Below are 21,090 nucleotides of genomic sequence, written 5' to 3'. Positions count from 1 at the left end.
CACTCCTTTGGGATAGTCACTTTCCTCTAGGTACCTACTATACCGACGGTGTTAGCGTCCACGACATCGGCAACAAGGCCGCGAAGCAAGGGAGTTGCTCATGATCGTGGTGACCGGTGCGACCGGGAACGTCGGCCGACCGCTCGTACAGGCCCTGGCCGGGGCCGGGGAGAAGGTGACGGCGACCTCGCGAGGGGTCTCGGACGCGGATCTGCCGGACGGGGTCCGGGCCCGCCCGGCGGACCTGACCGACGCCGGCAGCCTCCGCCCCGTGCTGGACGGCGCCGAGGCGCTGTTCCTGCAGAACGGCGGGGCCGACGCCCATCTGCTGGACCCCGGGCAGATCCTTGACGCGGCCCGGGACGGCGGGGTCCGGCGGGTCGTGCTGCTCTCCTCCCAGGGAGTCACGACCCGGCCGGAGTCGGCCTTCCACGGGGGCGTCGCACGGGCCATCGAGGACGCCGTGCGGCGGTCGGGCCTGGAGTGGGTGATCCTGCGACCCGGCGGTTTCGACTCCAACGCGTACGCCTGGGCCGAGTCCGTCCGCGCCCTGCGTACCGTCGCCGCACCGTTCGGCGACGTCGGGCTGCCCACCGTCGACCCGGACGACATCGCCGAGGTCGCCGCGGCGACGCTGCGGGAGGACGGGCACTGCGGACAGGTCTACGAGCTGACCGGGCCCGCCCTGACCACGCCACGGCAGCGCGCCGGGGCACTGGCTGAGGCACTCGGCGAACCGGTCCGCTTCGCCGAGCAGACCCGGGACGAGGCCCGAGCGCAGCTGCTGCGGTTCATGCCCGGACCCGTGGCGGAGACGACGCTGGCCATCCTGGGTGAGCCCACTCCCGCCGAGCGGCGCATCAGCCCCGACATCGAGCGGATCCTCGGCCGCGCGCCCCGCACCTTCACCGACTGGGCCCACCGCCACATCGCCGCGTTCCGCTAGGCCTGTCGTTCGGATCAGGTCGGCTGAGAGAGGGACTGCGCCTGTCAGCCGAGCCACGCCCCGCGACGCCGGCACGATGTGAACGACAGGCCCTCCAAGGGCTCAGCCCCGGCCGGGGCCGCGCTTCTCGTCCCGCCCGGCGGCTTGGTCTCTGTCCTCGTCCACGATCTCCGCGTCGACCACGCCCTCCTCGTCGCGCGGTGTGCCGGAAGGTTCCTCGGTGGGTGTCTGCTGGGCCTGGGCGTACATCGCCTGGCCCATCTTCTGGCTGACGGAGGCGAGTTTCTCGACGGCGGCGCGCAGGGCGGCGGTGTCCGCCTGCTGTTCCAGGCGCTCCTTCACCTCGGCGACGGCCGACTCGACCTCGGACTTCGTGTCGGCCGGGATCCGGTCGCCGTTCTCGCGGAGGAAGTTCTCGGTCTGGTAGACGAGTTGTTCGGCCTGGTTGCGGGTCTCGGCGGCCTCGCGGCGCTCCCGGTCCTCCTCGGCGTACTGCTCGGCCTCGCGCATCATGCGGTCGATGTCGTCCTTGGGCAGGGCCGAGCCGCCGGTGACGGTCATCTTCTGTTCGCGGCCGGTGGCCATGTCCTTGGCCGAGACGTGCATGATGCCGTTGGCGTCGATGTCGAACGCCACCTCGATCTGCGGCACTCCACGGGGGGCAGGCGGCAGACCGGTCAGGTCGAAGACGCCGAGCTTCTTGTTGTACGCCGCGATCTCGCGCTCGCCCTGGTAGACCTGGATGCCGACCGAGGGCTGGTTGTCGGCCGCCGTCGTGAAGATCTCCGAACGCCGGGTCGGGATGGTCGTGTTGCGCTCGATGAGCTTCGTCATGATGCCGCCCTTGGTCTCGATGCCCAGGGACAGCGGGGTGACGTCGAGCAGCAGCACGTCCTTCACGTCGCCGCGGATGACGCCCGCCTGGAGCGCCGCCCCCACGGCCACGACCTCGTCGGGGTTGACGCCCTTGTGCGGGTCCTTTCCGGTCAGTTCCTTGACCAGGTCGGTCACCGCGGGCATCCGGGTCGAGCCGCCGACGAGGATCACGTGGTCGATCGCCGAGAGCTTCACGCCGGCGTCCTCGACCGCCTGGTGGAACGGCGCCTTGCAGCGGTCGAGCAGATCGGCGGTGAGCTCCTGGAACTGGGCCCGGGTGAGCTTCTCGTCGAGATGCAGGGGCCCCTCGGCGGAGGCGGTGATGTAGGGCAGGTTGATCGTCGTCTCGGTCGAGCTGGACAGCTCGATCTTGGCCCGCTCGGCGCCCTCGCGCAGCCTCTGCACCGCCATCTTGTCGCCCGCGAGGTCGACGCCGGTCTGACCCTTGAACCGCTTGATCAGGTACTCGACGATCCGCTGGTCCCAGTCGTCGCCGCCGAGGTGCGTGTCGCCGTTGGTGGCCTTCACCTCGATGACGCCCTCGCCCATCTCCAGCAGCGACACGTCGAAGGTGCCCCCGCCGAGGTCGAAGACGAGGACCGTCTGGTCGTTCTCCTTGTCCAGGCCGTAGGCGAGGGCAGCGGCCGTCGGCTCGTTGATGATGCGCAGCACCTTCAGGCCCGCGATCTCACCGGCCTCCTTGGTGGCCTGTCGCTGGGTGTCGTCGAAGTAGGCGGGGACGGTGATCACGGCGTCGGTGACGTCCTCGCCGAGATAGGACTCGGCGTCCCGCTTGAGCTTCTGCAGCACTCGCGCGGACAGTTCCTGGGCCCGGTAGCGGGTGCCGTCCACATCGCCCTCGCCCGGGAAACGCCAGTGCGCGTCGCCCATGTACCGCTTCACCGAGCGGGCGGTGCGCTCCACGTTCGTCACGGCCTGCCGTTTGGCCACCTCTCCGACCAGCACCTCGCCGTTCTTGGCGAACGCCACGACCGAGGGTGTGGTCCGGGCCCCCTCCGCGTTGGCGATGACGGTGGACTCGCCGCCTTCCAGCACGGCGACCACCGAGTTCGTGGTTCCGAGGTCGACTCCGACCGCTCGTCCCATCGCTGTCCCCTTCCGCCAGGGCGACGACTCTCCACACACTCCAGCACAAAACTTGAGTGCGCTGTTGTCAATGCCGCGAGGGGGTGATCGGGCCGCGCAGCGCGACGGCCCGCCGGGGCCGGTCGGTGACGAGCACGTCGACGCGCGGGTGAGCGAGGAAGGCCCGCATCAGCGTGTCGTCGTTGACGGTCCAGACCATGGTGAACAGACCGTGCCGGGTCGCCTGGCGCAGCACGTTGGTCCTGGCCAGCCGCTGGTGCACGGCGACGCCGTGCGCCCCGCAGGCCCGGATGCGGCGGGCCGGGAACAGCTCGCTCAGCCGGGTCCCGGGCAGCCGGGACAGGGCCAGTTCCCGGCGGTCCCGTCCCAGGGACAGGGCGGTGCGCACGCCGGGGAAGCCCCGGGTGACGGCGGCGACGGAACGGTCCTCCAGCGTGGTCACGACGAGTCCGTCCGTGCCGAGCAGGGCGACCGCCCGGTCGATCACCTCGCGCTCGTAACCGACCTCCTTGAGGTCGAGGTGGGCCACGAGTCTCCCGGCGATCAGCGCCATGACCTCGTCCACCACGGGCACGGCGTATCCGGCCCGCTCGCACAGCTCGGCGTGCGTGAGCGCGGACAGCGGCGGCCCGGCGGGACCGACCCGGGGGTCGTGGTGGACGACGAGGACTCCGTCCCGGGTGCGGCGGATGTCGAACTCGACGTACTCCGCTCCGGACGTGATCGCGTCCTCGTACGCCTCCCAGGTGGCGGGGCCGGCTCGCTCGGAGCCGCCGCGGTGCGCGGAGACGGCGGGGTGGGGCGTCATGGTCGTCGGTTCCCGGAGGGGCGGCGTTCGAGGCGTCCGGTTCCTACCCCGGCCGGGGGCGGTGAACCGAGGTCGCGCGGGCCCGCCCCCGTGGGCGGGCCCGCGCGACGGGGATACAGCGGGTCAGGCGAGCTTGGCGGTCAGCGTGATGGGCGTCGCCTTGAGGGCCTGGCTGACCGGGCAGCCGGTCTTGGCCTCGTCGGCGGCGGCCTGGAAGGCCGCCTCGTCGATGCCGGGGACGGTGCCCTCGACGGTGAGGTGGATGCCGGTGATGCCCTCACCGGGCTGGAAGGAGACGTCGGCCGAGGTGATGAGCTTGGTGGGCGGCGTCCCGGCCTTGTTGAGGATGTTGGAGAAGGCCATGGAGAAGCAGCTGGAGTGGGCGGCCGCGATCAGCTCCTCGGGGCTGGTCTTGCCGTTCGCCTCCTGGGCGCGCGAGGCCCACGTGACCGGCTGCTCGCCGATGGCACCGGAGGAGTCGAAGGTGACGACACCGCTGCCCTCGAGCAGGTTGCCTTCCCAGACGGTGTGTGCAGAGCGCGTGGTAGCCACGAGTTCTTCCTTTCGCGTGCGGACTCGCGTGCGGGCCCGTCACCGGGCCCCGTGTCCCCCATCCGATCACACTACTGCCCAACTCACGCGGGGGACCTGCCCTCTGGTGGTGTGCGTGCGCCGGGTACGGCGGCCCTGTCAGGCGGCCTGCTCCTCCTCGGTGGCCGCCAGCGGCACCTGAGGTCCGTTCGCCTCGCGCAGCCAGCGCCGCAGTACCCGGTGCACGTGCTCGGCGCCGACGAGTTCCTCGTCCTCGCCGACCGGTGCGGAGACGCCGAGCGGAGACAGCAGGAAGGGTTTGCCCTGGGCGCCGCCGAGGCCGCCGTGGGAGCCGATCTGCTCCTCGAAGGCGAGGACTTCGCCGTCGGCCGGGTCGTGGAAGGAGTTGACCATGATGTCGGCGGTGTGCGGGAAGGAGTGCGTACGGCGTATCGCGTCGGCCGCGCCCGGACCGAAGGGGGCGAGCGGGCCGGGGTTGTCGTCGAGGTCGGCCAGCGGGATCTCGGCACCGTACGCACCGAGGACGACACCGCCGTGCTCCTCGCTGCGGACCAGCAGGAAGCCGATGCCGGGGTGGTTGGCGAGGGTCGGCAGCAGCGCGGGGTGGCGGGCGTCGATCTCCTCCTTGCTCATCCGGTGCGGGACGTCCGGGAAGGAGACCAGGCCGAGGTTGCCGGAGGCCAGCACGACCGGCTCGGAGTCGCGCGCGGGGCGGTGCTGTTCACCGGTCTCCGCCACGGGGAAGCGCAGCGCGGCGCGCACGGCGGCGCGGGCCTCCGCGCCGCTGCGAGTGCGCTCGGCCTTGCGCGGTACGGGCATGCCGCAGCCGGCCCGCACCAGGTCGCCGAGGGTGAGGCCGTAGCGGGAGCGGAAGGTCTCGCCGGGGCTCTGGCCGTGGTCGGACAGCACGACGATCCGGTACGGGCGCGGCGCGTGCTCGGCGACGTTCTCGATCAGGGCGAGCGAGCGGTCGAGGCGTTCGAGGACCTTCTGCGCGTCGCGGCTCGCCGGGCCGGAGTGGTGGGCGACCTCGTCGTAGGCCACCAGGTCGGCGAAGACGGCCGTGCGGCCGACGAGCATGTCGCCCGTCACGGCGGCGACGACGACGTCCCGTTCGACGACCGTCGCGAAGGCCCGCACCAGGGGGTACAGACCGCCGCGGGAGACGCGCGGGCGCTGCCCCCGCAGGCTCGCCCGGGTGGACTGGCCGATCTCGCGCCCCACCTCGGCGATGAAGGAGAGCGCGGTGCGCACGGCGTTGGCAGGGTCGCAGAAGTAGGCGAAGTAGCCCGCGCGGGAACGGTTCTCCCGGCTGCGGCGGCGGGCCGCGATGGACAGCACGAGGGCCTGTTGCTCCGCGCCGCCGCTGAACAGGTTGCCGCGGCTGGCGCCGTCGACGGTGAGCAGCCCGCCGTGCCCCGCGTGCTCGACGGCACGGCGCTGGAGTTCGGCGGCGCTGGTCGGGCGGTTGCAGACGACCACCTCGCGGGTGTCCTTCTCGTACCAGCGGAAGGCGGGGACGTCGTGGTTGCTGCCGTGCAGGATGCCGAGCTGGCTGGCGCCGGTCTGGCTGGACCAGTCGGTTCGCCAGGGGGTGAGCCGGTGGGTGGGGCGGCCGCCGTCGCCGATGTCGAGCCAGCGGGCGACGGTGGGCATCAGGCCCTTGCCGACCGCGTCGAGCAGGGTGTCGTGGCCGACGCCGTCGAGCTGCACGAAGACCGTGCCGGGTCCGGCCGGTGAGGGCGGCCCCGACCGGCGGCGACGGTCGGAAAGGCGGTACAGCCTGCGGCGGTAGGCATCGTCGTCCCGCACGGCCAGGGCGGCGCCGGTCGCGGACGCCACGGCGGACATCACGGCGGCGACCACGACGGCGGTCTCCGGCGCGGCCGCGCCGCGCTCGGCGGGGTTGAGGTGCAGGGCGAGCAGCAGCAGGGCGCCGTTGAGGAAGAACACCAGGAGTCCGAGCACCAGCGCCGGTACGAGCAGAAGCAGCCGCACGAGCAGGGGCCACACCAGGGCCGACAGCAGACCGAAGGCGCCCGCCCCGAAGGCCGCCGTGACGGCTATGTCCGTCGCACTGTCGCCGTTCTCCGAGCGGAGCCGGAAGTCCGGGAGGATCCCGGCGAGCACGAGCATGGTGACGGTGCAGACCGCCCACACGGCGACACTCCGCCCCACCTGACTGGCGACCCGCCGCCACCGCACGCCCCGCACGCCCAGCCACCTCACGTCCCTGGCCCGCAGTCGCGGCGAGCCCTCCCCCACAGTGTCTCAACGCCCGCCCGGGCGGTTTCGTCCCCAGGTCGCACACCGGTGAGGGGACGGCGTCAGCGTCCGTCGTAGCCGGCCGTCGGCATCGACAGCCGCCGGTGTACGCACGCCTTCATCGCCGCGTCGTACGCAGGCTCCGCATGCCCCACCGTCTCCACCCGTACACCGCGCCGGGCGCATTCGGCGGTGAACTCCTCGACGGAGGCGAGCGCGCTCTCCAGGACCCGCCGGCTGGGCGCGACGAACAGGTCGAGGCCGGGCCGGACGCCGTCCCACAGGGCGCCGTGGTCGGACCGCAGCCCCCGGACCAGTAACTCCCGGCTGACCACGTAACCCCGCTCGGCGGCCCAGCGGGCGCACATCGCGTGCTGACTGCGGGAGTCGACGAGGAACGGATCGTCGTCCAGCTCCTCCAGCGGCGTCAGACTCGCGATCGCCGTGACCCGCACCGGCACCATGGCGTCCCCCCTCACCTCCGGTTTCGCCGCCGACCCTACTCCTGCACGTAGGCTTCGGGGAGTCGCGCGAAGGAGGCAAAGAAGTGCCGGTGGAGATCACCTGGTGGGGTCACGCCACTTGCACCGTCGAGGATTCGAACGTGCGCGTGCTCACGGACCCCCTGTTCGCACGCCGGCTCGCACACCTGCGCCGCCGTCGCGGAGCCCTGCCGCCCCCGGGCGCCCTCCACGCGGACGTGGCGCTGGTGTCGCATCTGCACGCCGACCACCTGCACGTGCCGTCGCTGATGCGGCTCGCCGAGGGCACGCGCCTGCTCGTGCCCCGGGGCGCGCGCCGGGCGGTGCCGGGACTGCGCCGGCTCACGCACCTGCGCGTGAGCGAGGTGGCGCCCGGCGACGAGACGCCGGTCGGCGACATCGTCGTACGGGCCGTGCCCGCGCGGCACGACGGGCGGCGGCTGCCGTTCGGGCCGCACCGCTCCCCCGCGCTCGGCTACGTCATATCCGGCGAGGCCCGGACGTACTTCGCGGGGGACACCGGGCTGTTCGACGACATGGCCGACGAGGTCGGGCCGGTCGAGGTGGCGCTGCTGCCGGTGGGCGGCTGGGGGCCGTACCTGGGCGAGGGGCACCTGGACGCGGGCCGGGCGGCGCAGGCGCTGGCCCGGCTGGCGCCGCGCAGTGCGGTACCGGTGCACTACGGCACGTACTGGCCGATCGGCATGGACGCCGTGCGCCCCCACGAGTTCCACGCGCCGGGCGACGAGTTCGTCCGGCTGGCGGCCCGGCACGCGCCCGCGGTCTCGGTGCACCGGCTCGGGCACGGGGAGAGCGTGCGCCTGGAGGCCGCGCGGTGACGTATTCCGCTCCCACGGCGCTCGCGCCCCTGCTCGCGGCATCGGCCGTCACACCGGCGTCCGTGGTCCCGGCGTCCACGCAGCAGGCGATCGGCTATCCGACGCTCTTCCTGCTGGTGCTGGCCGGGGCGCTGGTGCCGGTGATTCCCACGGGTGCGCTGGTGAGTTCGGCCGCGGTGGTCGCCATGCACCGGACGGCGCCGTTCTCGCTGGCGCTGGTGTTCGTGACGGCGTCGGTGGCGGCGTTCCTCGGTGATGCGGCGCTGTACTGGCTGGGGCGGCGCGGGCTGAAGTCGAAGAACGGGTCGCGGTGGCTGAAGGCGATCCGGTCGCGTGCGCCGGAGGACCGGCTGGAGCAGGCACAGGAGAAGCTCGCCGCGCACGGGGTGGCCGTGCTGGTGTTGTCCCGGCTGGTGCCGGCCGGGCGGATCCCGGTGATGCTGGCGTGTCTGCTGGCGGAGTGGCCCATGCGGAGGTTCGCCCGGGGGAACTTTCCGGCCTGCCTGGCATGGGCCGTGACGTATCAGGTGATCGGGATCCTCGGCGGGGCGTTGTTCGATGAGCCGTGGGAGGGTGTGGTGGCGGCGATCGGGCTGACGTTGCTGATCAGCGCGGTGCCGAGTGTGGTGCGGCGGGTGCGGTAGCGCCGTGGGGGTTGTGGTTGCTTTCGGGGCGCGGGTGCGTCGTGCCTTTTCGCGCAGTTCCCCGCGCCCCTTTGCTACTTACAGCACCCTTGACGCGCCGACCGGCATGTCCCACAGGTTTTCCCGGGGCAGGCCCGCCTTTTCCCAGGCCGCGCGTACGCGGGTGAGGGGTTCCATGACCGGCTCGGCCGACAGGACGAACGTGGCCCAGTGCATGGGGGCCATCCTGGCCGCGCCCAGGTCCTGGGCCGCGCGGACCGCTTCCTCCGGGTCGCAGTGCACGTCACGGAGCCACCAGCGAGGGTCGTAGGCGCCGATGGGCAGCAGGGCCAGGTCGATGCCGGGGTAGCGGCGGCCGATGCGGGAGAACCAGTGGCCGTAGCCCGTGTCGCCCGCGAAGTAGACGCGTTGCCCGTCTCGGTCGGTGAGGACCCAGCCGCCCCACAGGCTGTGGCAGGTGTCGGTGAGGCTGCGCTTGGACCAGTGGTGGGAAGGGACGAAGTCGAAGCGGACGCCGTCCAGTTCGGCCGCCTCCCACCAGTCGAGCTCCGTCACGCGCGTGAAGCGGCGGCGGTGGAACCAGCGGGCGAGCCCGGCCGGGACGAACACCGGGGTGTCGCGCGGCAGACGGCGCAGGGTCGGGGCGTCGAGGTGGTCGTAGTGGTTGTGGCTGATGACGACGGCGTCGACGCGCGGCAGGTCCTCCCAGGGGACACCGACGGGGGTGACGCGGGCGGGGGTGCCGAGGATGCGGCGGGACCACACCGGGTCGGTGAGGACCGTCAGTCCGCCGATGCGCAGCACCCAACTGGCGTGGCCCGCCCAGGTGACGGCGACGGTGCGGGCGTCGACGCGGGGCAGCGGGGCCGGGGCGTAGGGCAGCCGGGGGATGTCGGCCAGGCCCTGCGGGCCGGGTCTCACCGCGCCCTCGCGGGCGAAGCGGGCCATGGCCTTCAACCCCGGGAGCGGCGCGGTGAGTCGGTCGTGGAAGGTGCGCGGCCACACCCGCCGCTCGGCCAGGGGCCGGGGTTCGGCCAGGGGCGGGTACGGGGGTGCCAGGGGCGACGGGAGGACGGGCTCATCGGCTGCCCGGGGGGTCGCGCTGGTGGTCGACTCGAACTGCTGCGTCATCGAGGGGGCTCCCATCGCTCGGCGTCGTCGCGGAGATCGCCGAAGACCGATTTCAGGTGGATCAGCGCGTGGTGCACGTGCGGCAGTTCCAACGGTGTGGGTGAGGTGAGGCATTCCGCGCGTTCCACGTCGGAACCGGCCACCAGTGCGCCGGTGGAAAGCCGCACGCGCGGGGCTTCGAGGTCGTCGCCGAAGCGGTGCCCGCCCGGTGCGGGCATGCCGAGGCGCGCGGTGAGGAAGTCCTCCAACTCCTGTGCGTCGCCGATGCCGTGCGCGGTCAGCGCGGGGCTCAGGGGGGCCAGGTCCACGTACAGGTGGCGGCCCGAGCGCGGGGGCCGCGCGAGAGCGCCTGCGGCGACGACGGCGGTGTGCGCCGCGGCGGCCAGGAGCGCGTGCAGGCGCACGGCGGCCGCCACGCGCGCGGTGACCGCTTCCGGCTCCCCGAGGGCGTATCCGGCCGCCGCGGCGACGGGTGCGGCGACGCGGGCGTCGAGGGCGGTGAGGACGTCGAGGACGCGCGCGTGGAGACCGGCCCCGTCCTCCCCGGCCGGGAAACGGGCCACGGCGGCGGGCCAGCCGGCCGGGAGCAGGGCCCCGGCCAGGTCGGTGACGACGGTGACCCGGTCGGGCACCATCTCGGCCGGACTGAGCAGCACCGTCTCGCGCGGGTCGTGCAGGGTGTCGCGCCAGGTCTCGTCGCTGACGAGGTGCAGACCCTCCCCCTGGGCGGCCTCGACGGTCTCGTGGAGCAGTTCCGGAGGGGCGACGGTCGCGGTGGGGTCGTCGGCGACGGACAGCACGAGCAGCCGCGGGTCGCCGCCCTCGGCGCGGACCCGGCGCACGGTCTCCAGCAGGGCGTACGGGTCGGGTACGCCGCCGCTCTCCGGCGGGGTCGGCACGTGGAACGCGGGGCGCCCCAGCAGACGTGCGTACGGCGCCCACCAGGCGGCGCAGGGTCTCGGCACGAGGACGTCGCCGCCGAGGGCGGCGGTCAGTGCGAGCAGCAGGGCGGGCGCTCCGGGGGCGGACGCCACCCGGTCGGGTTCGCAGCGCAGTCCGCGCCGGTCCCAGTAGCCGCAGGCGGCCTCGCGCAGGGCCTCGCCGCCACCGACCGGCTCGTGGCCGCCCCGGGACGCCGCGGCGGCGAGCACCCCGGACAGCTCCGGCAGGACCGGCAGCTCATCCTCGGGGAGCGGGGGCCCGAACCGGACGGGGCCGTGACCTTCGGGGGCCGTCCGCCGCATCCGTACCTCCGCAGTGCCAGTGCCCGATGCCGCCGTGTCGTGCCGCGCCGCCCTCGATGCGTGTGCCGTCCGCTGCCCCGTGCCCGTACGGCGCGGCCGGTTCCTCGGCCACCGAGTACCCCGGATGCCGCCACCCCATGGGCTGAAGGGCGGGTCGTGATCGTCACAGCATGAGCGGGCCCGGCCGGGGAAGCCGTTGCCGTTCGGGGCGGTGGGCCGGGCCCCCGGCAGGTCAGCGGTAGGGGTCGCTCTCCCGGTTGCGCAGCCGGTGCACGGCGGCACCGAACGCGCCCGCGATCAGGACTCCGCCCGCCACCAGGGCCGGCACGGAGTCGGTGAAGGCGCCGCCGTCACCGGCCCGTACCCCCCGCTGGAGGGCCGCCGACCCGCACTCGATGGGCTGCGGTTCGCCGTGGGGCGGGGGCGGGGGGCAGGGTTCGCGGGTGGGCGGGCGCCCGGGCCGGTGCGACGGTTTGTGGGGTGCGGAGCCGTCGGTCACGGTGAACGTCGCGCTCCACGGTGTGCCCTCGCCGCCGGGGGCGGCCGGGCAGGTGCCGTCGACGGTCCACGCCGAGTCCTCCCCCTCGGCGTCGCTCCACGCCGAGTCCTCCCCCTCCACGTCGGTCCTTGCCGGGTTCTCCCCCTCCGCGTCCGTCGTTGCGGGGTCATCCGCCTCCGCCTCGCTCCACTTCGGGTTCTCCCCCTCCGCGTCCGTCGTTGCGGGGTCCTCCCCCTCCGCCTCGCTCCACGCCGGGTCCTCCGCCTCGGCGTCCGGGCCACCCTCGAAGTTCTCCGCCTCGACGTCCGCGTCATCCTCGGAACTCGCCGGGGAGATCAGGGCCGTGCCGCGGTAGGCCGGGCCGGACACCTCGTCGTCGTTGCCGGTGACCAGTCGCAGCGGCACCGTGCCCTCGTCGAAGGCCTGCGAGGTGGCGTCGATGCTGTCGGGCGGCGGCCCGTCGGTCGGGTCGCAGCTGACGGAGACGGTGAGCGTGCCTCCCGGCCGGACGGTGGCGGGGCTGACCTCGGCGGCCGGTTCGGAGGATTCGGGCGGCGCGAAGCCCACCAGGGCCGAGCCGGCCAGGACGGAAACGGACAGGGCGAACAGGCTGCGGCGCATCGAGGGGACTCCTTCGGTGGTGATACCCCTCTGCCATGACAGCCGGGCCACCATGGCGTCGCGCGCGGCGCGGCCCCATTGGCGGGACAGTGCCACTCAACCGAGTGAATCGAGCGCCCCAGGGGCCCGCGGCTGTCATCGATGTGCGGCTCCGCCGTGTGGGCGCGACAAGCCGCCACGGGCCCGCACGAGGCCGTCACCCGCTGCGGCGCTGGGGGACATCCCGCATGACCTGCTCCCGCACCCGCCCGCAGCACCGGCTGATCAGCCGGGACACGTGCATCTGCGAGATCCCCAGTTCCTCGGCGATCCGGCTCTGCGTCATGTCACCGAAGAACCGCATGTAGAGAATCGCCCGCTCCCGCTCGGGCAGGGCGGCCAGCCCGGTCTTCACGGACTCGCGGTCGACGACCGTGTCCAGGGCGGGGTCGGTGGAGCCCAGCGCGTCACTCAGGGAGTACCCGTCCTCGCTGCCGGTCAGCTCCGCGTCCAGGGACAGCGCCGTGAAGCTCTCCAGCGCCTCGAGGCCGGCCCGGACGTCCTCCTCGCTCATGTCGGCGTGTGCGGCGAGCTCGGCCACGGTGGGCTGCCGGCCGGAGGTGCTCTGGGACAGGTCCTGACCGGCGACCCGCACCCGGTTGCGCAGCTCCTGGACGCGGCGGGGCACGTGCAGGGTCCACATGTGGTCCCGGAAGTGCCGCTTGATCTCTCCGGTGATGGTCGGAACGGCGTAGCTCTCGAACGCGTGGCCGCGCTCGGGGTCGTACCGGTCGACGGCCTTGACCAGGCCGAGGGCCGCGACCTGGCGCAGATCCTCGAGGCTCTCGCCGCGGCTGCGGAAGCGTCCGGCGAGGCGGTCGGCCATCGGCAGCCAGGCCTCCACGATCTCGTCGCGGAGGGCGTCGCGCTCTGGGCCGGCGGGCATCGAGGTGAGCCTGCGGAAGGCCCCGGCGGTGTCGGGGGCGTCGTCGTGGGGGTGCTTCTGCGCGCGGATTCGGGTCGGCATGATGCGTCGCAATTCCCTTGATGATGCAATGGGCCGGACGGTCACCGTGGAAGCGCATCCGCTGTGGGACAGGGCCTCGGTGGCGGCGCGCGACGCCGCTCCCACGGGCGTGCCTCCTGTCCGAAGCACTCATGAGCGCCTGCCCCCGGCCCCCACCCGCAAACCCGGGCGGGTATCCCGGGAGGCGCGCGGGGCGGAGAGCACCTCCACGACGTCCTGAGCGACAACTGCCGCACGTCACCGGCTCGTTCGGTCTGCGCCGGGCCACACGGGAGGACCGGCGACTTACCCGCCGGGTCGGGCTCGAGGGTGAGGCTGGTCTTGATCGAGCCTCGACGGTGCTTCAGGGCGAAGGTGCGGGAGTTCCTGCCGGGGCCGGAGAGGAAGTGACCACCGCTGGGGTGGACGAAACGGCGGCCGGTTCACGCCGGTCGGCGTCGTCCTGCGGCAGCAGCAGCTCCTCGTAACGGCCCAGCACCAGCACCACTGCGAGCATGAGCAGCGGGATGAGCACAGCGAGCAACGCCATGACGTGTCCTTCCCCAGGGCGGTGTGGGGGGATGGTCCGGGTCTCCCGCAGGGCACGGCGCAAACCAGTGCGGACAACGGCGATCGGACTGACGGAACCGGTGTCGCCCTCCGGTGTTCGGGTACGCGGTGCGGGCCCCCGAACGTCTGGAGGGAGACATGCAGCGAGGCAGCGACCGGCTGAGCGTCCACCGGGACGACGAGATGAAACACGAACTGCAGGGTCTGCTCAGGTCCGGGCACCCCACGCGCAGTGAGGAGTGGCACGACCCGGAGCCGGCCGCCGAGGACGACCCCGAGGTCGCCCACGGGCCGGTGACGCCGGGGCGTGCGCCGACGTCACTGGAGTCGGTGCGACTGGAACTGGCCCGGCTGCTGGGTCGCAGGGCGTTCCCCGCGAGTCCGCGGGAGCTGGCCCGCGAGCTGCGCGGCCACCAGGCGCCCGACGTCCTCGTCGAGGCCCTGGAGGGGCTGCCGCGCCAGGAGCGCTACGGCAATGTCCAGGAGCTGGCCCAGGCTCTCGTCCGGGCCCGTGAGACCGGTCCGGAGGAGTACGCGTAGGGACCGCGCCGGGGGCACCGCGGCCTGCCGCGGTGCCCCCACCGGTTTGGAAACGGAGGGGAGGCCCGAGTGATGGCCGAGTACGTGAAGGACGTGATGACGGCGGGTGTGGTCGCCGTGCGCCCGGACGCCTCGCTCGTCGAGGCGGCGCAGCTGATGCGGACGCAGAACATCGGCGACGTGGTGGTGGCCGAGGGGCAGGATGTGATCGGCGTGCTCACCGACCGTGACATCACCGTACGGGCCGTCGCGGACGGCGCCGACCCGATGACGGTCAGCGTGCGGACCGTGTGCACCGGGAATCCGGTGACGGTGGCGCCGGAGGACCGGGTGACGACCGCGGTGGAGCTGATGCGCGAGCACGCGGTGCGCCGGCTGCCGGTGGTGGAGAACGGACTGCCGGTCGGGATCGTGAGCCTCGGCGACGTGGCCGAGGCCGAGGACCCGGCGTCGGCACTGGCCGACATCAGCCGGGCCGTCCCGGACGCCGGGGGCGAAGCGTGAGCCCGGATCGGGCCGAGCGGATCGGCGCCACCGTCTGACACGAAGAACGACAACCACGCGCAACCACGACAAGCAATCACGACAACCACCTGAAGCACGAGAACCAGGCGGGGAGCGACGCGGCGCGCAGGAGCGCCGTCCGCTCCGGGAAAGGACGTTGAGATCATGCGTATCGCGTTTCTGGTCGCGCCCGAGGGCGTCGAGCAGGTCGAACTGACCGATCCGTGGCAGGCCGCGAAGGACGCCGGTCACGAGCCCGTGCTGGTGTCGACACAGCAGGGTGAGATCCAGGCCTTCAACCACCTCGACAAGGCGGACACGTTCCCTGTGGACGAGGTCGTGGGCGACACCGCACCCGACTCGTTCGGAGGTCTCGTGCTGCCGGGCGGTGTCGCCAACCCGGACTTCCTCCGGATGGACGACAAGGCCGTCGCGTTCGTCAGGGACTTCTTCGAGCACGGACGCCCCGTGGCGGCGATCTGCCACGCACCGTGGACGCTGGTCGAGGCGGACGTCGTACGCGGCCGGAAGCTCACCTCCTGGCCGAGCCTGCAGACGGACATCCGCAACGCGGGCGGCACCTGGGTCGACCAGCAGGTGCAGGTCTGTGACCACGGGTCGAACAAGCTGGTCACCAGCCGTAAGCCGGACGATCTGAAGGCGTTCTGCGAGACCTTCCTCGACGTCTTCGCGCAGGAGGCCGCCTGACGGCGTCTCCCGCCGCCCGGGTCCTTCGAACCGTGCGGGTGTTGCGCGGAGTTCGCCCGCGTGGCTCAGCAGGACCCGGCCGGCCGGTGGGCACGCCCGTGGCGCATGCGAGGGGCTCAGGTGCCGGGGGTCGTGGGAGTCGTCGACTCCCCGCTCCCCCGCTCCCGGGCCCCTTCGCGCGTGCGGCCGGCGGCCACCGGGCGGCGCGGGTTGCGGCGCAGGTACTCGCCCTCCAGCTGCGCCATGCGTTCGTTGTGGGCGCGCAGCGCGTCGTTCGAGCCGTAGAGGAGTGTGTCGTGGCGCGTTCGGTGAATGTTCTCCAGCTCTTTCATGAGCTGCTGGTCGTCCAGCCGGTCAGGGTCCACTCCGGTCATCGTGTCGCCCCGCTCGTCGTGTTCGTCTCTGCGGTCCGGGTACCCGCCCCGGGAGCAACTGAGCACTACCCCCGAGCGGCATCCGGGAGGAACCATGGATCTCGCCTTTCTGCACCCACTGTACGAACAGCCCGGGCCTTGGGCCTCCGTGTACGTCGACACCTCACGGCACACGGAGGGCACTCCCCACGAGCGGGAGCTGACCGCCCAGGCGATGGCCGGGCAGCTGGCCGAACAGGGAGCGGACGAGGCGACGTGCCAGGCCGTGCGCAGCGCGATCGAGGATCTGAAGCATTCCTCGGAGCCACACGGCCGGGCCCTCTTCGCTCGCGCCGGCGAGGTCGTTCTCGACCCACCGCTGGTCCGTCCCCCGCAGGGCGGTGACTGGGCCGAATGGGCGCCGCTGCCGCGGGTCGCACCGCTGCTGGAGCTGGCCGGGGAGGACCCGGTGTGCGTGGTGGCGTACGTCGACCGCAAGGGCGCGGACTTCGAGCTGCGCAACGCGCTGGGCCGGGAGGACGCCGGGAGCGTCACCGGGCGAAAGTGGCCGGTGCACCGCACGGCCTCCGCGGACTGGTCCGAGCGGCATTTCCAGCTGCGGGTGGAGAACACCTGGGAGCACAACGCCGCGGAGATCGCCGACGCGCTCGCGGTGTGCCAGGAGGAGACCAAGGCCGACCTGCTGATCCTCGTCGGTGACGACCGGGAGCGGCGGTCCGTGCACGAGCGGCTGCCCAAGCGGCTGCACGACCTGGTGGTGGAGGCTCCGCACGGCACGGGCAGCCGGCTGCTCGACGAGGACGTGGAGCGGGCCCGGGCCGAGCACGTGGGGCGGCAGGCCGAGGCGGAACTGGAACGCTTCCGCGCCGCCCGCGCCCCGGACGACGAGGGCCGGGCCGGAGCGGCCGAAGGCGTGCCTGCGCTCGTCGAGGCGGCACGGGAGCACCGCATCGACGAGCTGCTGGTCAGGGTGGACGGGCCGGACGCGCACCGCGAGGTGTGGATCGGTGAGGACCCCGACCAGCTCGCGGTGCGCCGCACGGACCTGAAGATCCTGGGCGAGCAGCACTCGTGGCCGGCCCGGGCCGACGACGCGCTGATCCGTTCCGCGGTGGCCACGGACGCGCCCGCGCTGTCGGTCTCCGAGCGGGAGGTTCCCGTGGGGGGCCTCGGAGCGCTGCTGCGCTGGAAGTGAGCGGGGCTGCCGCGCCCGGCCACCGTGGGAGTGCCTCACGCATCGCGCCTGCGGGCACGCGGTGGCTGGGCGCGCCCACGAGGCGGAGCCGCATGATCGCTACAGACCCGCGCCCCTGAGGGCCGTGCCCCCGGGGCGCGGCCCTAGCGGGCCCGTTCCACGCGGCGTTCGTCCCAGACCGGGTCCGGGGTCTCCCGGACCCGGCCGTCGCTGCCGAAGACCAGGAAGCGGTCGAAGGAGCGGGCGAACCAGCGGTCGTGGGTGACGGCGAGGACCGTGCCGTCGAAGGTCTCAAGGCCCTCCTGGAGCGCCTCGGCGGACTCCAGGTCCAGGTTGTCGGTCGGCTCGTCCAGCAGCAGCGCTGTCACGCCCTGGAGCTCCAGCAGCAGGATCTGGAAGCGGGCCTGCTGGCCGCCGGAGAGACGCTCGAACGTCTGCTCCGCCTGCTGGGTGAGTTCGTAGCGGCGGAGCCGCGAGGACGCGGCGCCGCGATCCTGTGCGTGGTCCTTCCACAGGATGTCGAGGAGCGTGCGGCCCTCCAGCTCCGGGTGTGCGTGCGTCTGCGCGAAGTGGCCGGGCACGACCCGCGCGCCCAGCTTCCAGTCGCCCGTGTGTGCCACGTCGTCGCCGGCGAGCAGGCGCAGGAAGTGGGACTTGCCGGAGCCGTTGGAGCCGAGGACGGCGACGCGTTCGCCGTAGAAGACCTCCAGGTCGAAGGGCTTCATCAGTCCCGTGAGCTCCAGGTTTGCGCAGGTGACCGCCCGTACGCCGGTACGGCCGCCCTTGATGCGCATCGTGATGTCCTGCTCACGCGGCGGCTCCGGCGGCGGGCCGGCCTCCTCGAACTTGCGCAGCCGGGTCTGCGCGGCCGCGTAGCGGGAGGCCATCTCATGGCTGACGGCGGCGGCCTGACGCAGGGTCAGCACGAGCTTCTTCAGCTGTGCGTGTTTCTCGTCCCAGCGCCTGCGCAGCTCCTCGAAGCGGGCGAAGCGCTCGCGCCGGGCCTCGTGGAAGGTGGCGAAACCGCCGCCGTGCACCCAGGCGTCGGCACCGGCGGGGCCGGGCTCCAGGGAGATGATCTTCTCGGCGGCCCGGGCGAGGAGTTCGCGGTCGTGGGAGACGAACAGGACCGTCTTGCGGGTCTCCTTCAGCCGCTCCTCCAGCCACCGCTTGCCGGGGACGTCGAGGTAGTTGTCGGGCTCGTCGAGGAGCAGCACCTCGTCCGTTCCGCGCAGCAGCGCCTCCAGGACGAGCCGCTTCTGCTCGCCGCCGGAGAGGGTGCGGACCTCCCGGAACTGCGCCTTGTCGTAGGGCACCCCGAGCGCGGCCGTGGTGCACATGTCCCACAGCGTCTCGGCCTCGTAGCCGCGGGCCTCGGCCCAGTCGGCGAGGGCCTGCGCGTACGCCAGCTGGGCGGCCTCGTCGTCGACGGTCATGATGGCGTGCTCGGCCTTGTCGACGGCCTGCGCGGCCTCACGGATGCGGGGCGTCGCGACGGACACGAGCAGGTCCCGCACGGTCGTCTCGTCGCGTACGGATCCCACGAACTGCCGCATGACCCCGAGTCCGCCGCCGACGACCACGGAGCCGCCGTGCGGCTTGAGCTCACCGGCGAGCATCCGGAGCAGGGTGGTCTTCCCGGCGCCGTTGGGCCCGACGAGAGCCACGACGGCCCCCTCCCCCACCCGGAACGAGACATCACCCAGCAGCGCCCTTCCGTCGGGCAGGTAGTACTCCAGGTGCGCGGCTTCGAGGTGTCCCATGGGCGCGATTCTGTGCGGGCCGGGGCCTCGGGGGCAAACGGGTTTCGGTACGGGCCGGGGGCCTCGAAGGCAAACGGGACACCGTACGGGCCGCGGTCTCGGGGCAGACGATTTCGGCGGCGGGGTGCCGGTCAGACCCGTTCCAGCGGCCGGTGCGGCTCGCTCGGGAGCTCCACCTCGACCGGGTCGCCGGGGCGCACCACGCCCCCTTCCCGCACCACACTCATGATCCCGGCCTTGCGCACGATGTTCCCCGCCTCGTCGCGTCCGACGACCTGCTTGAGCAGCCCGTCCTGGAAATGATCGATCTGCAGGCAGGGGTTGCGCAGCCCGGTGACCTCGAGAACCGCACCGTCGCCGATGCGCAGCAGGGTGCCGGTCGGCAGCCCGAGCAGGTCGATGCCCCGGGTGGTGATGTTCTCGCCGAGCTCGCCGGGCGCGGCCTCGAAGCCGTCCTCGCCGACCTCGGCGAAGAGCTCCTCGTGCATGAGGTGGACCTGCCGCAGGTTCGGCTGGGTGGGGTCCTGTGCGACGCGTGAGCGGTGCTTGACCGTCACGCCGGCGTGGACGTCCCCCTCCACCCCGAGCCCCGTGAGCAGCGTGATGCTCTCCCGGTTCGGCTTGGTGAAGGAGTACTCCCCGTTGCTGCTGACGGCCGTGACGTGCGCGTTCATCTCTCGGTTCCCCCTGTGTCGCCGATGGTGATCAACCCCGAGCCTGCCCCGTGGACACCGGTGTGTCCAGCCTCTCGGTCCGATACGCAAACGGTCCACATAATGGGATACGCGTCTCACCATGCGGCTGTTCCGCGTACGGTGATCTCCTGCCGACCCGACCGGAAGGGGTGGGATCCGCCATGCCGGAACCCCGGGACACCGCCGTCTACACCCACGGGCACCACGAATCCGTACTGCGCTCGCACACCTGGCGGACCGCCGCCAACTCGGCCGCCTATCTGGTGCCCTCGCTCAGGCCCCACATGAAGATCCTGGACATCGGCTGCGGGCCGGGCACGATCACCGCCGACCTGGCGGAACTCGTGCCCGACGGGTGGGTCACCGGCGTCGACCGGGTCCCGGAGATCCTGGACCGGGCACGCGCCACGGCGGCCGGGCGAGGACTGGCCAACATCGACTTCGCGGTCGCGGACGTACACGCACTGCACTACCCGGACGACACGTTCTGCGTGGTTCACGCCCACCAGGTGCTCCAGCACGTGGGCGATCCGGTGCGGGCACTGCGCGAGATGAAGCGGGTCGTCAGACCCGGCGGGTTCGTCGCCGTGCGGGACGCCGACTACGCGGCCATGGCCTGGTACCCGGCGTCCGAGGGGCTCGACGCCTGGCTGGACCTCTACCGCCGGGTCGCCCGGGCCAACGGCGGCGAGCCGGACGCCGGACGCCGGCTGAAGGCCTGGGCGCAGCAGGCCGGCTTCACGGACCTCACGGCGACCTCCGGCACCTGGACGTTCGCCACACCCGAGGAGCGGGCCTGGTGGAGCGGGCTCTGGGCGGACCGCACACTGGCGTCGGCGTACGCGGACCGGGCCCGGCTGGGCGGGCACGCCGACGACGGGGAACTGCACGCGGTGGCCGCGGCCTGGCGGGAGTGGGGCACGCGGGAGGACGGCTGGTTCAGCGTGCTGCACGGAGAAATTCTCTGCCGGAAGGGAGCCTGAAACACCGTTTAGGGGACACCCTCAAAGCAGGAGGTTCTCATTATGGTTCCCATCCTGCTGGTGCTGCTTCTGGCTTTGGTTCTGTTCGGTGCCGGATTTGCAGTAAAGATTCTCTGGTGGATCGCACTCGCGGTTCTCGTCGTGTGGCTGTTGGGATTCTTCGTCCGCGGCACGTCCGCAGCCGGCGGCAGGGGCCGTTGGTACAGGTGGTGAATGATCACCCCTCTTCCCGGCCCTGGGTCAGGGGCCGGGAAGAGGGGCGAGCGGGAGTCACTCCCGCGGAAGCAGCGGTCCGAGCGGCCCGAGGTCCAAGTTGAGGTCCTCGGGCCGCAGTCCGTAGCGCTCGCGCAGTTCCGTCATGCGCTCGTCGAGCAGCATGAGCGTGAGCCCGATCCGCTCCTCCTGATCTTCGCTCAGGTCTCCCACGTCGAACCGCCGCAGCGCCTGGCGCTCCATGAGCTGGCGCAGCAGCTCCACCACCGTCAGCACGAGTTTGACCAGGTCGCGCTCGACCGTGTCGGGCTCCAGATCCATGTGCTTGGAGCGCGGCCGGGGATTTTCCGGGGCGGTCACAACAACTCCTCGAACGGTGACGGAACCTGGGCGTTCACCGAGCTGATGAGCGCGTTGAGGTCGATACGTACGAGATCGACGTCGGCAATGCGCAGCGTGATGTCCCCCGTGATCACCACGCCGCCGGCGAGCAGCCGGTCGAGCAGGTCGACGAGGGCGACCTCCCGGCGTTCCACTACGGTCACG

24 protein-coding genes are annotated in these 21,090 nt (G+C 72.5%); 9 read left to right on the top strand and 15 right to left on the bottom strand.

All coding sequences use genetic code 11. The features are described 5' to 3' along the window. Positions 1–100 precede the first annotated feature (100 nt). A complete protein-coding gene (locus AB0B29_RS32155; protein ID WP_362245297.1) occupies positions 101–946 on the top strand; it encodes an NAD(P)H-binding protein in 846 nt (281 codons plus the stop codon). A 102-nt stretch (positions 947–1,048) separates the two neighbouring features. On the opposite strand, the gene dnaK is transcribed toward AB0B29_RS32155, so the two are convergent. From dnaK to AB0B29_RS32130, 5 genes are all read right to left on the bottom strand, one after another. After that, complete coding sequence (gene dnaK / locus AB0B29_RS32150; RefSeq protein WP_362245295.1) at positions 1,049–2,929, bottom strand: molecular chaperone DnaK; 1,881 nt, start codon at positions 2,927–2,929, stop codon at positions 1,049–1,051. 67 nt (positions 2,930–2,996) lie between these two features. Beyond that, positions 2,997–3,737 (bottom strand): glycerophosphodiester phosphodiesterase family protein, encoded by a 741-nt coding sequence (locus AB0B29_RS32145; RefSeq protein ID WP_362245293.1) that lies wholly within the window; start codon positions 3,735–3,737, stop codon positions 2,997–2,999. Positions 3,738–3,860: 123 nt separating this feature from the next. Continuing rightward, entirely contained in the window at positions 3,861–4,289 is a 429-nt protein-coding gene (locus tag AB0B29_RS32140; protein WP_053673829.1) for an OsmC family peroxiredoxin, read from the bottom strand. A gap of 138 nt (positions 4,290–4,427) precedes the next feature. Then, positions 4,428–6,503 carry a phage holin family protein gene (locus tag AB0B29_RS32135; protein ID WP_362245291.1) on the bottom strand — a complete coding sequence of 692 codons (2,076 nt, stop codon included), beginning with the start codon at positions 6,501–6,503 and terminating at the stop codon, positions 4,428–4,430. Between the two features lie 113 nt (positions 6,504–6,616). Continuing rightward, entirely contained in the window at positions 6,617–7,018 is a 402-nt protein-coding gene (locus tag AB0B29_RS32130) for a hypothetical protein (protein ID WP_362245289.1), read from the bottom strand. An 83-nt stretch (positions 7,019–7,101) separates the two neighbouring features. Here AB0B29_RS32130 and AB0B29_RS32125 point away from each other — a divergent pair, with 83 nt between their 5' ends. Together AB0B29_RS32125 and AB0B29_RS32120 are read left to right on the top strand one after the other, a co-directional pair. After that, a complete protein-coding gene (locus tag AB0B29_RS32125) occupies positions 7,102–7,875 on the top strand; it encodes an MBL fold metallo-hydrolase (protein ID WP_362245287.1) in 774 nt (257 codons plus the stop codon). A 29-nt stretch (positions 7,876–7,904) separates the two neighbouring features. After that, positions 7,905–8,519 (top strand): DedA family protein, encoded by a 615-nt coding sequence (locus tag AB0B29_RS32120; RefSeq protein ID WP_362245341.1) that lies wholly within the window; start codon positions 7,905–7,907, stop codon positions 8,517–8,519. 78 nt (positions 8,520–8,597) lie between these two features. Here AB0B29_RS32120 and AB0B29_RS32115 read toward each other — a convergent pair whose 3' ends face one another. The 5 genes from AB0B29_RS32115 to AB0B29_RS32095 form a co-directional block, all read right to left on the bottom strand. Beyond that, positions 8,598–9,650, bottom strand: a complete 1,053-nt coding sequence (locus AB0B29_RS32115) for an MBL fold metallo-hydrolase (protein ID WP_362245285.1) — start codon at positions 9,648–9,650, stop codon at positions 8,598–8,600. Continuing rightward, on the bottom strand, positions 9,647–10,894 hold the full coding sequence (locus AB0B29_RS32110) for an aminotransferase class I/II-fold pyridoxal phosphate-dependent enzyme (protein ID WP_362245283.1): 1,248 nt from the start codon (positions 10,892–10,894) through the stop codon (positions 9,647–9,649). The genes AB0B29_RS32115 and AB0B29_RS32110 overlap by 4 nt, the downstream gene beginning before the upstream one ends. Positions 10,895–11,126: 232 nt before the next feature. Beyond that, positions 11,127–12,014: a hypothetical protein gene (locus tag AB0B29_RS32105; protein ID WP_362245281.1), complete on the bottom strand. Its 888-nt coding sequence runs from the start codon at positions 12,012–12,014 to the stop codon at positions 11,127–11,129. A gap of 196 nt (positions 12,015–12,210) precedes the next feature. Further along, positions 12,211–13,020 (bottom strand): RNA polymerase sigma factor SigF, encoded by an 810-nt coding sequence (locus AB0B29_RS32100; protein WP_362245279.1) that lies wholly within the window; start codon positions 13,018–13,020, stop codon positions 12,211–12,213. Positions 13,021–13,363: 343 nt separating this feature from the next. After that, positions 13,364–13,549: a hypothetical protein gene (locus AB0B29_RS32095; RefSeq protein WP_362245277.1), complete on the bottom strand. Its 186-nt coding sequence runs from the start codon at positions 13,547–13,549 to the stop codon at positions 13,364–13,366. Positions 13,550–13,707: 158 nt separating this feature from the next. Here AB0B29_RS32095 and AB0B29_RS32090 point away from each other — a divergent pair, with 158 nt between their 5' ends. The 3 genes from AB0B29_RS32090 to AB0B29_RS32080 all read left to right on the top strand — a co-directional run bounded on the left by AB0B29_RS32090 (position 13,708) and on the right by AB0B29_RS32080 (position 15,321). Further along, the gene (locus tag AB0B29_RS32090; RefSeq protein WP_362245275.1) at positions 13,708–14,109 is read left to right on the top strand and encodes a DUF2795 domain-containing protein; all 402 of its coding nucleotides are present in this window, start codon (positions 13,708–13,710) and stop codon (positions 14,107–14,109) included. A gap of 72 nt (positions 14,110–14,181) precedes the next feature. Further along, the gene (locus tag AB0B29_RS32085) at positions 14,182–14,613 is read left to right on the top strand and encodes a CBS domain-containing protein (RefSeq protein WP_362245273.1); all 432 of its coding nucleotides are present in this window, start codon (positions 14,182–14,184) and stop codon (positions 14,611–14,613) included. Between the two features lie 165 nt (positions 14,614–14,778). After that, complete coding sequence (locus AB0B29_RS32080; RefSeq protein ID WP_362245271.1) at positions 14,779–15,321, top strand: type 1 glutamine amidotransferase domain-containing protein; 543 nt, start codon at positions 14,779–14,781, stop codon at positions 15,319–15,321. A 116-nt stretch (positions 15,322–15,437) separates the two neighbouring features. Here AB0B29_RS32080 and AB0B29_RS32075 read toward each other — a convergent pair whose 3' ends face one another. Next, positions 15,438–15,695: a DUF6158 family protein gene (locus tag AB0B29_RS32075; protein ID WP_362245269.1), complete on the bottom strand. Its 258-nt coding sequence runs from the start codon at positions 15,693–15,695 to the stop codon at positions 15,438–15,440. Positions 15,696–15,789: 94 nt separating this feature from the next. Between AB0B29_RS32075 and AB0B29_RS32070 the strand changes: the two genes are divergently transcribed. Beyond that, a complete protein-coding gene (locus tag AB0B29_RS32070) occupies positions 15,790–16,890 on the top strand; it encodes a baeRF2 domain-containing protein (RefSeq protein ID WP_362245267.1) in 1,101 nt (366 codons plus the stop codon). Between the two features lie 143 nt (positions 16,891–17,033). Here the strand turns inward: AB0B29_RS32070 and AB0B29_RS32065 are convergent, their stop codons facing one another. Both AB0B29_RS32065 and AB0B29_RS32060 read right to left on the bottom strand, forming a co-directional pair. Then, the gene (locus tag AB0B29_RS32065; protein ID WP_362245265.1) at positions 17,034–18,653 is read right to left on the bottom strand and encodes an ATP-binding cassette domain-containing protein; all 1,620 of its coding nucleotides are present in this window, start codon (positions 18,651–18,653) and stop codon (positions 17,034–17,036) included. Positions 18,654–18,784: 131 nt separating this feature from the next. After that, on the bottom strand, positions 18,785–19,327 hold the full coding sequence (locus AB0B29_RS32060; RefSeq protein ID WP_362245263.1) for an MOSC domain-containing protein: 543 nt from the start codon (positions 19,325–19,327) through the stop codon (positions 18,785–18,787). A gap of 182 nt (positions 19,328–19,509) precedes the next feature. Here AB0B29_RS32060 and AB0B29_RS32055 point away from each other — a divergent pair, with 182 nt between their 5' ends. Then, positions 19,510–20,331, top strand: a complete 822-nt coding sequence (locus AB0B29_RS32055) for a class I SAM-dependent methyltransferase (protein ID WP_362245261.1) — start codon at positions 19,510–19,512, stop codon at positions 20,329–20,331. A gap of 42 nt (positions 20,332–20,373) precedes the next feature. After that, entirely contained in the window at positions 20,374–20,544 is a 171-nt protein-coding gene (locus AB0B29_RS32050; protein ID WP_062930120.1) for a hypothetical protein, read from the top strand. A 57-nt stretch (positions 20,545–20,601) separates the two neighbouring features. On the opposite strand, the gene AB0B29_RS32045 is transcribed toward AB0B29_RS32050, so the two are convergent. Then, positions 20,602–20,865: a gas vesicle protein K gene (locus tag AB0B29_RS32045; RefSeq protein ID WP_362245339.1), complete on the bottom strand. Its 264-nt coding sequence runs from the start codon at positions 20,863–20,865 to the stop codon at positions 20,602–20,604. 35 nt (positions 20,866–20,900) lie between these two features. Then, a complete protein-coding gene (locus AB0B29_RS32040) occupies positions 20,901–21,089 on the bottom strand; it encodes a gas vesicle protein (protein ID WP_003994122.1) in 189 nt (62 codons plus the stop codon). Between the last annotated feature and the right edge of the window lies 1 nt (position 21,090).

The organism is Streptomyces tibetensis (assembly GCF_040647715.1).
In the GTDB taxonomy this organism is placed as follows: domain Bacteria; phylum Actinomycetota; class Actinomycetes; order Streptomycetales; family Streptomycetaceae; genus Streptomyces; species Streptomyces tibetensis_A.
The sequence above is the reverse complement of the archived record's forward strand: the minus strand, read 5'-3'. Positions and strand labels throughout refer to the sequence as shown.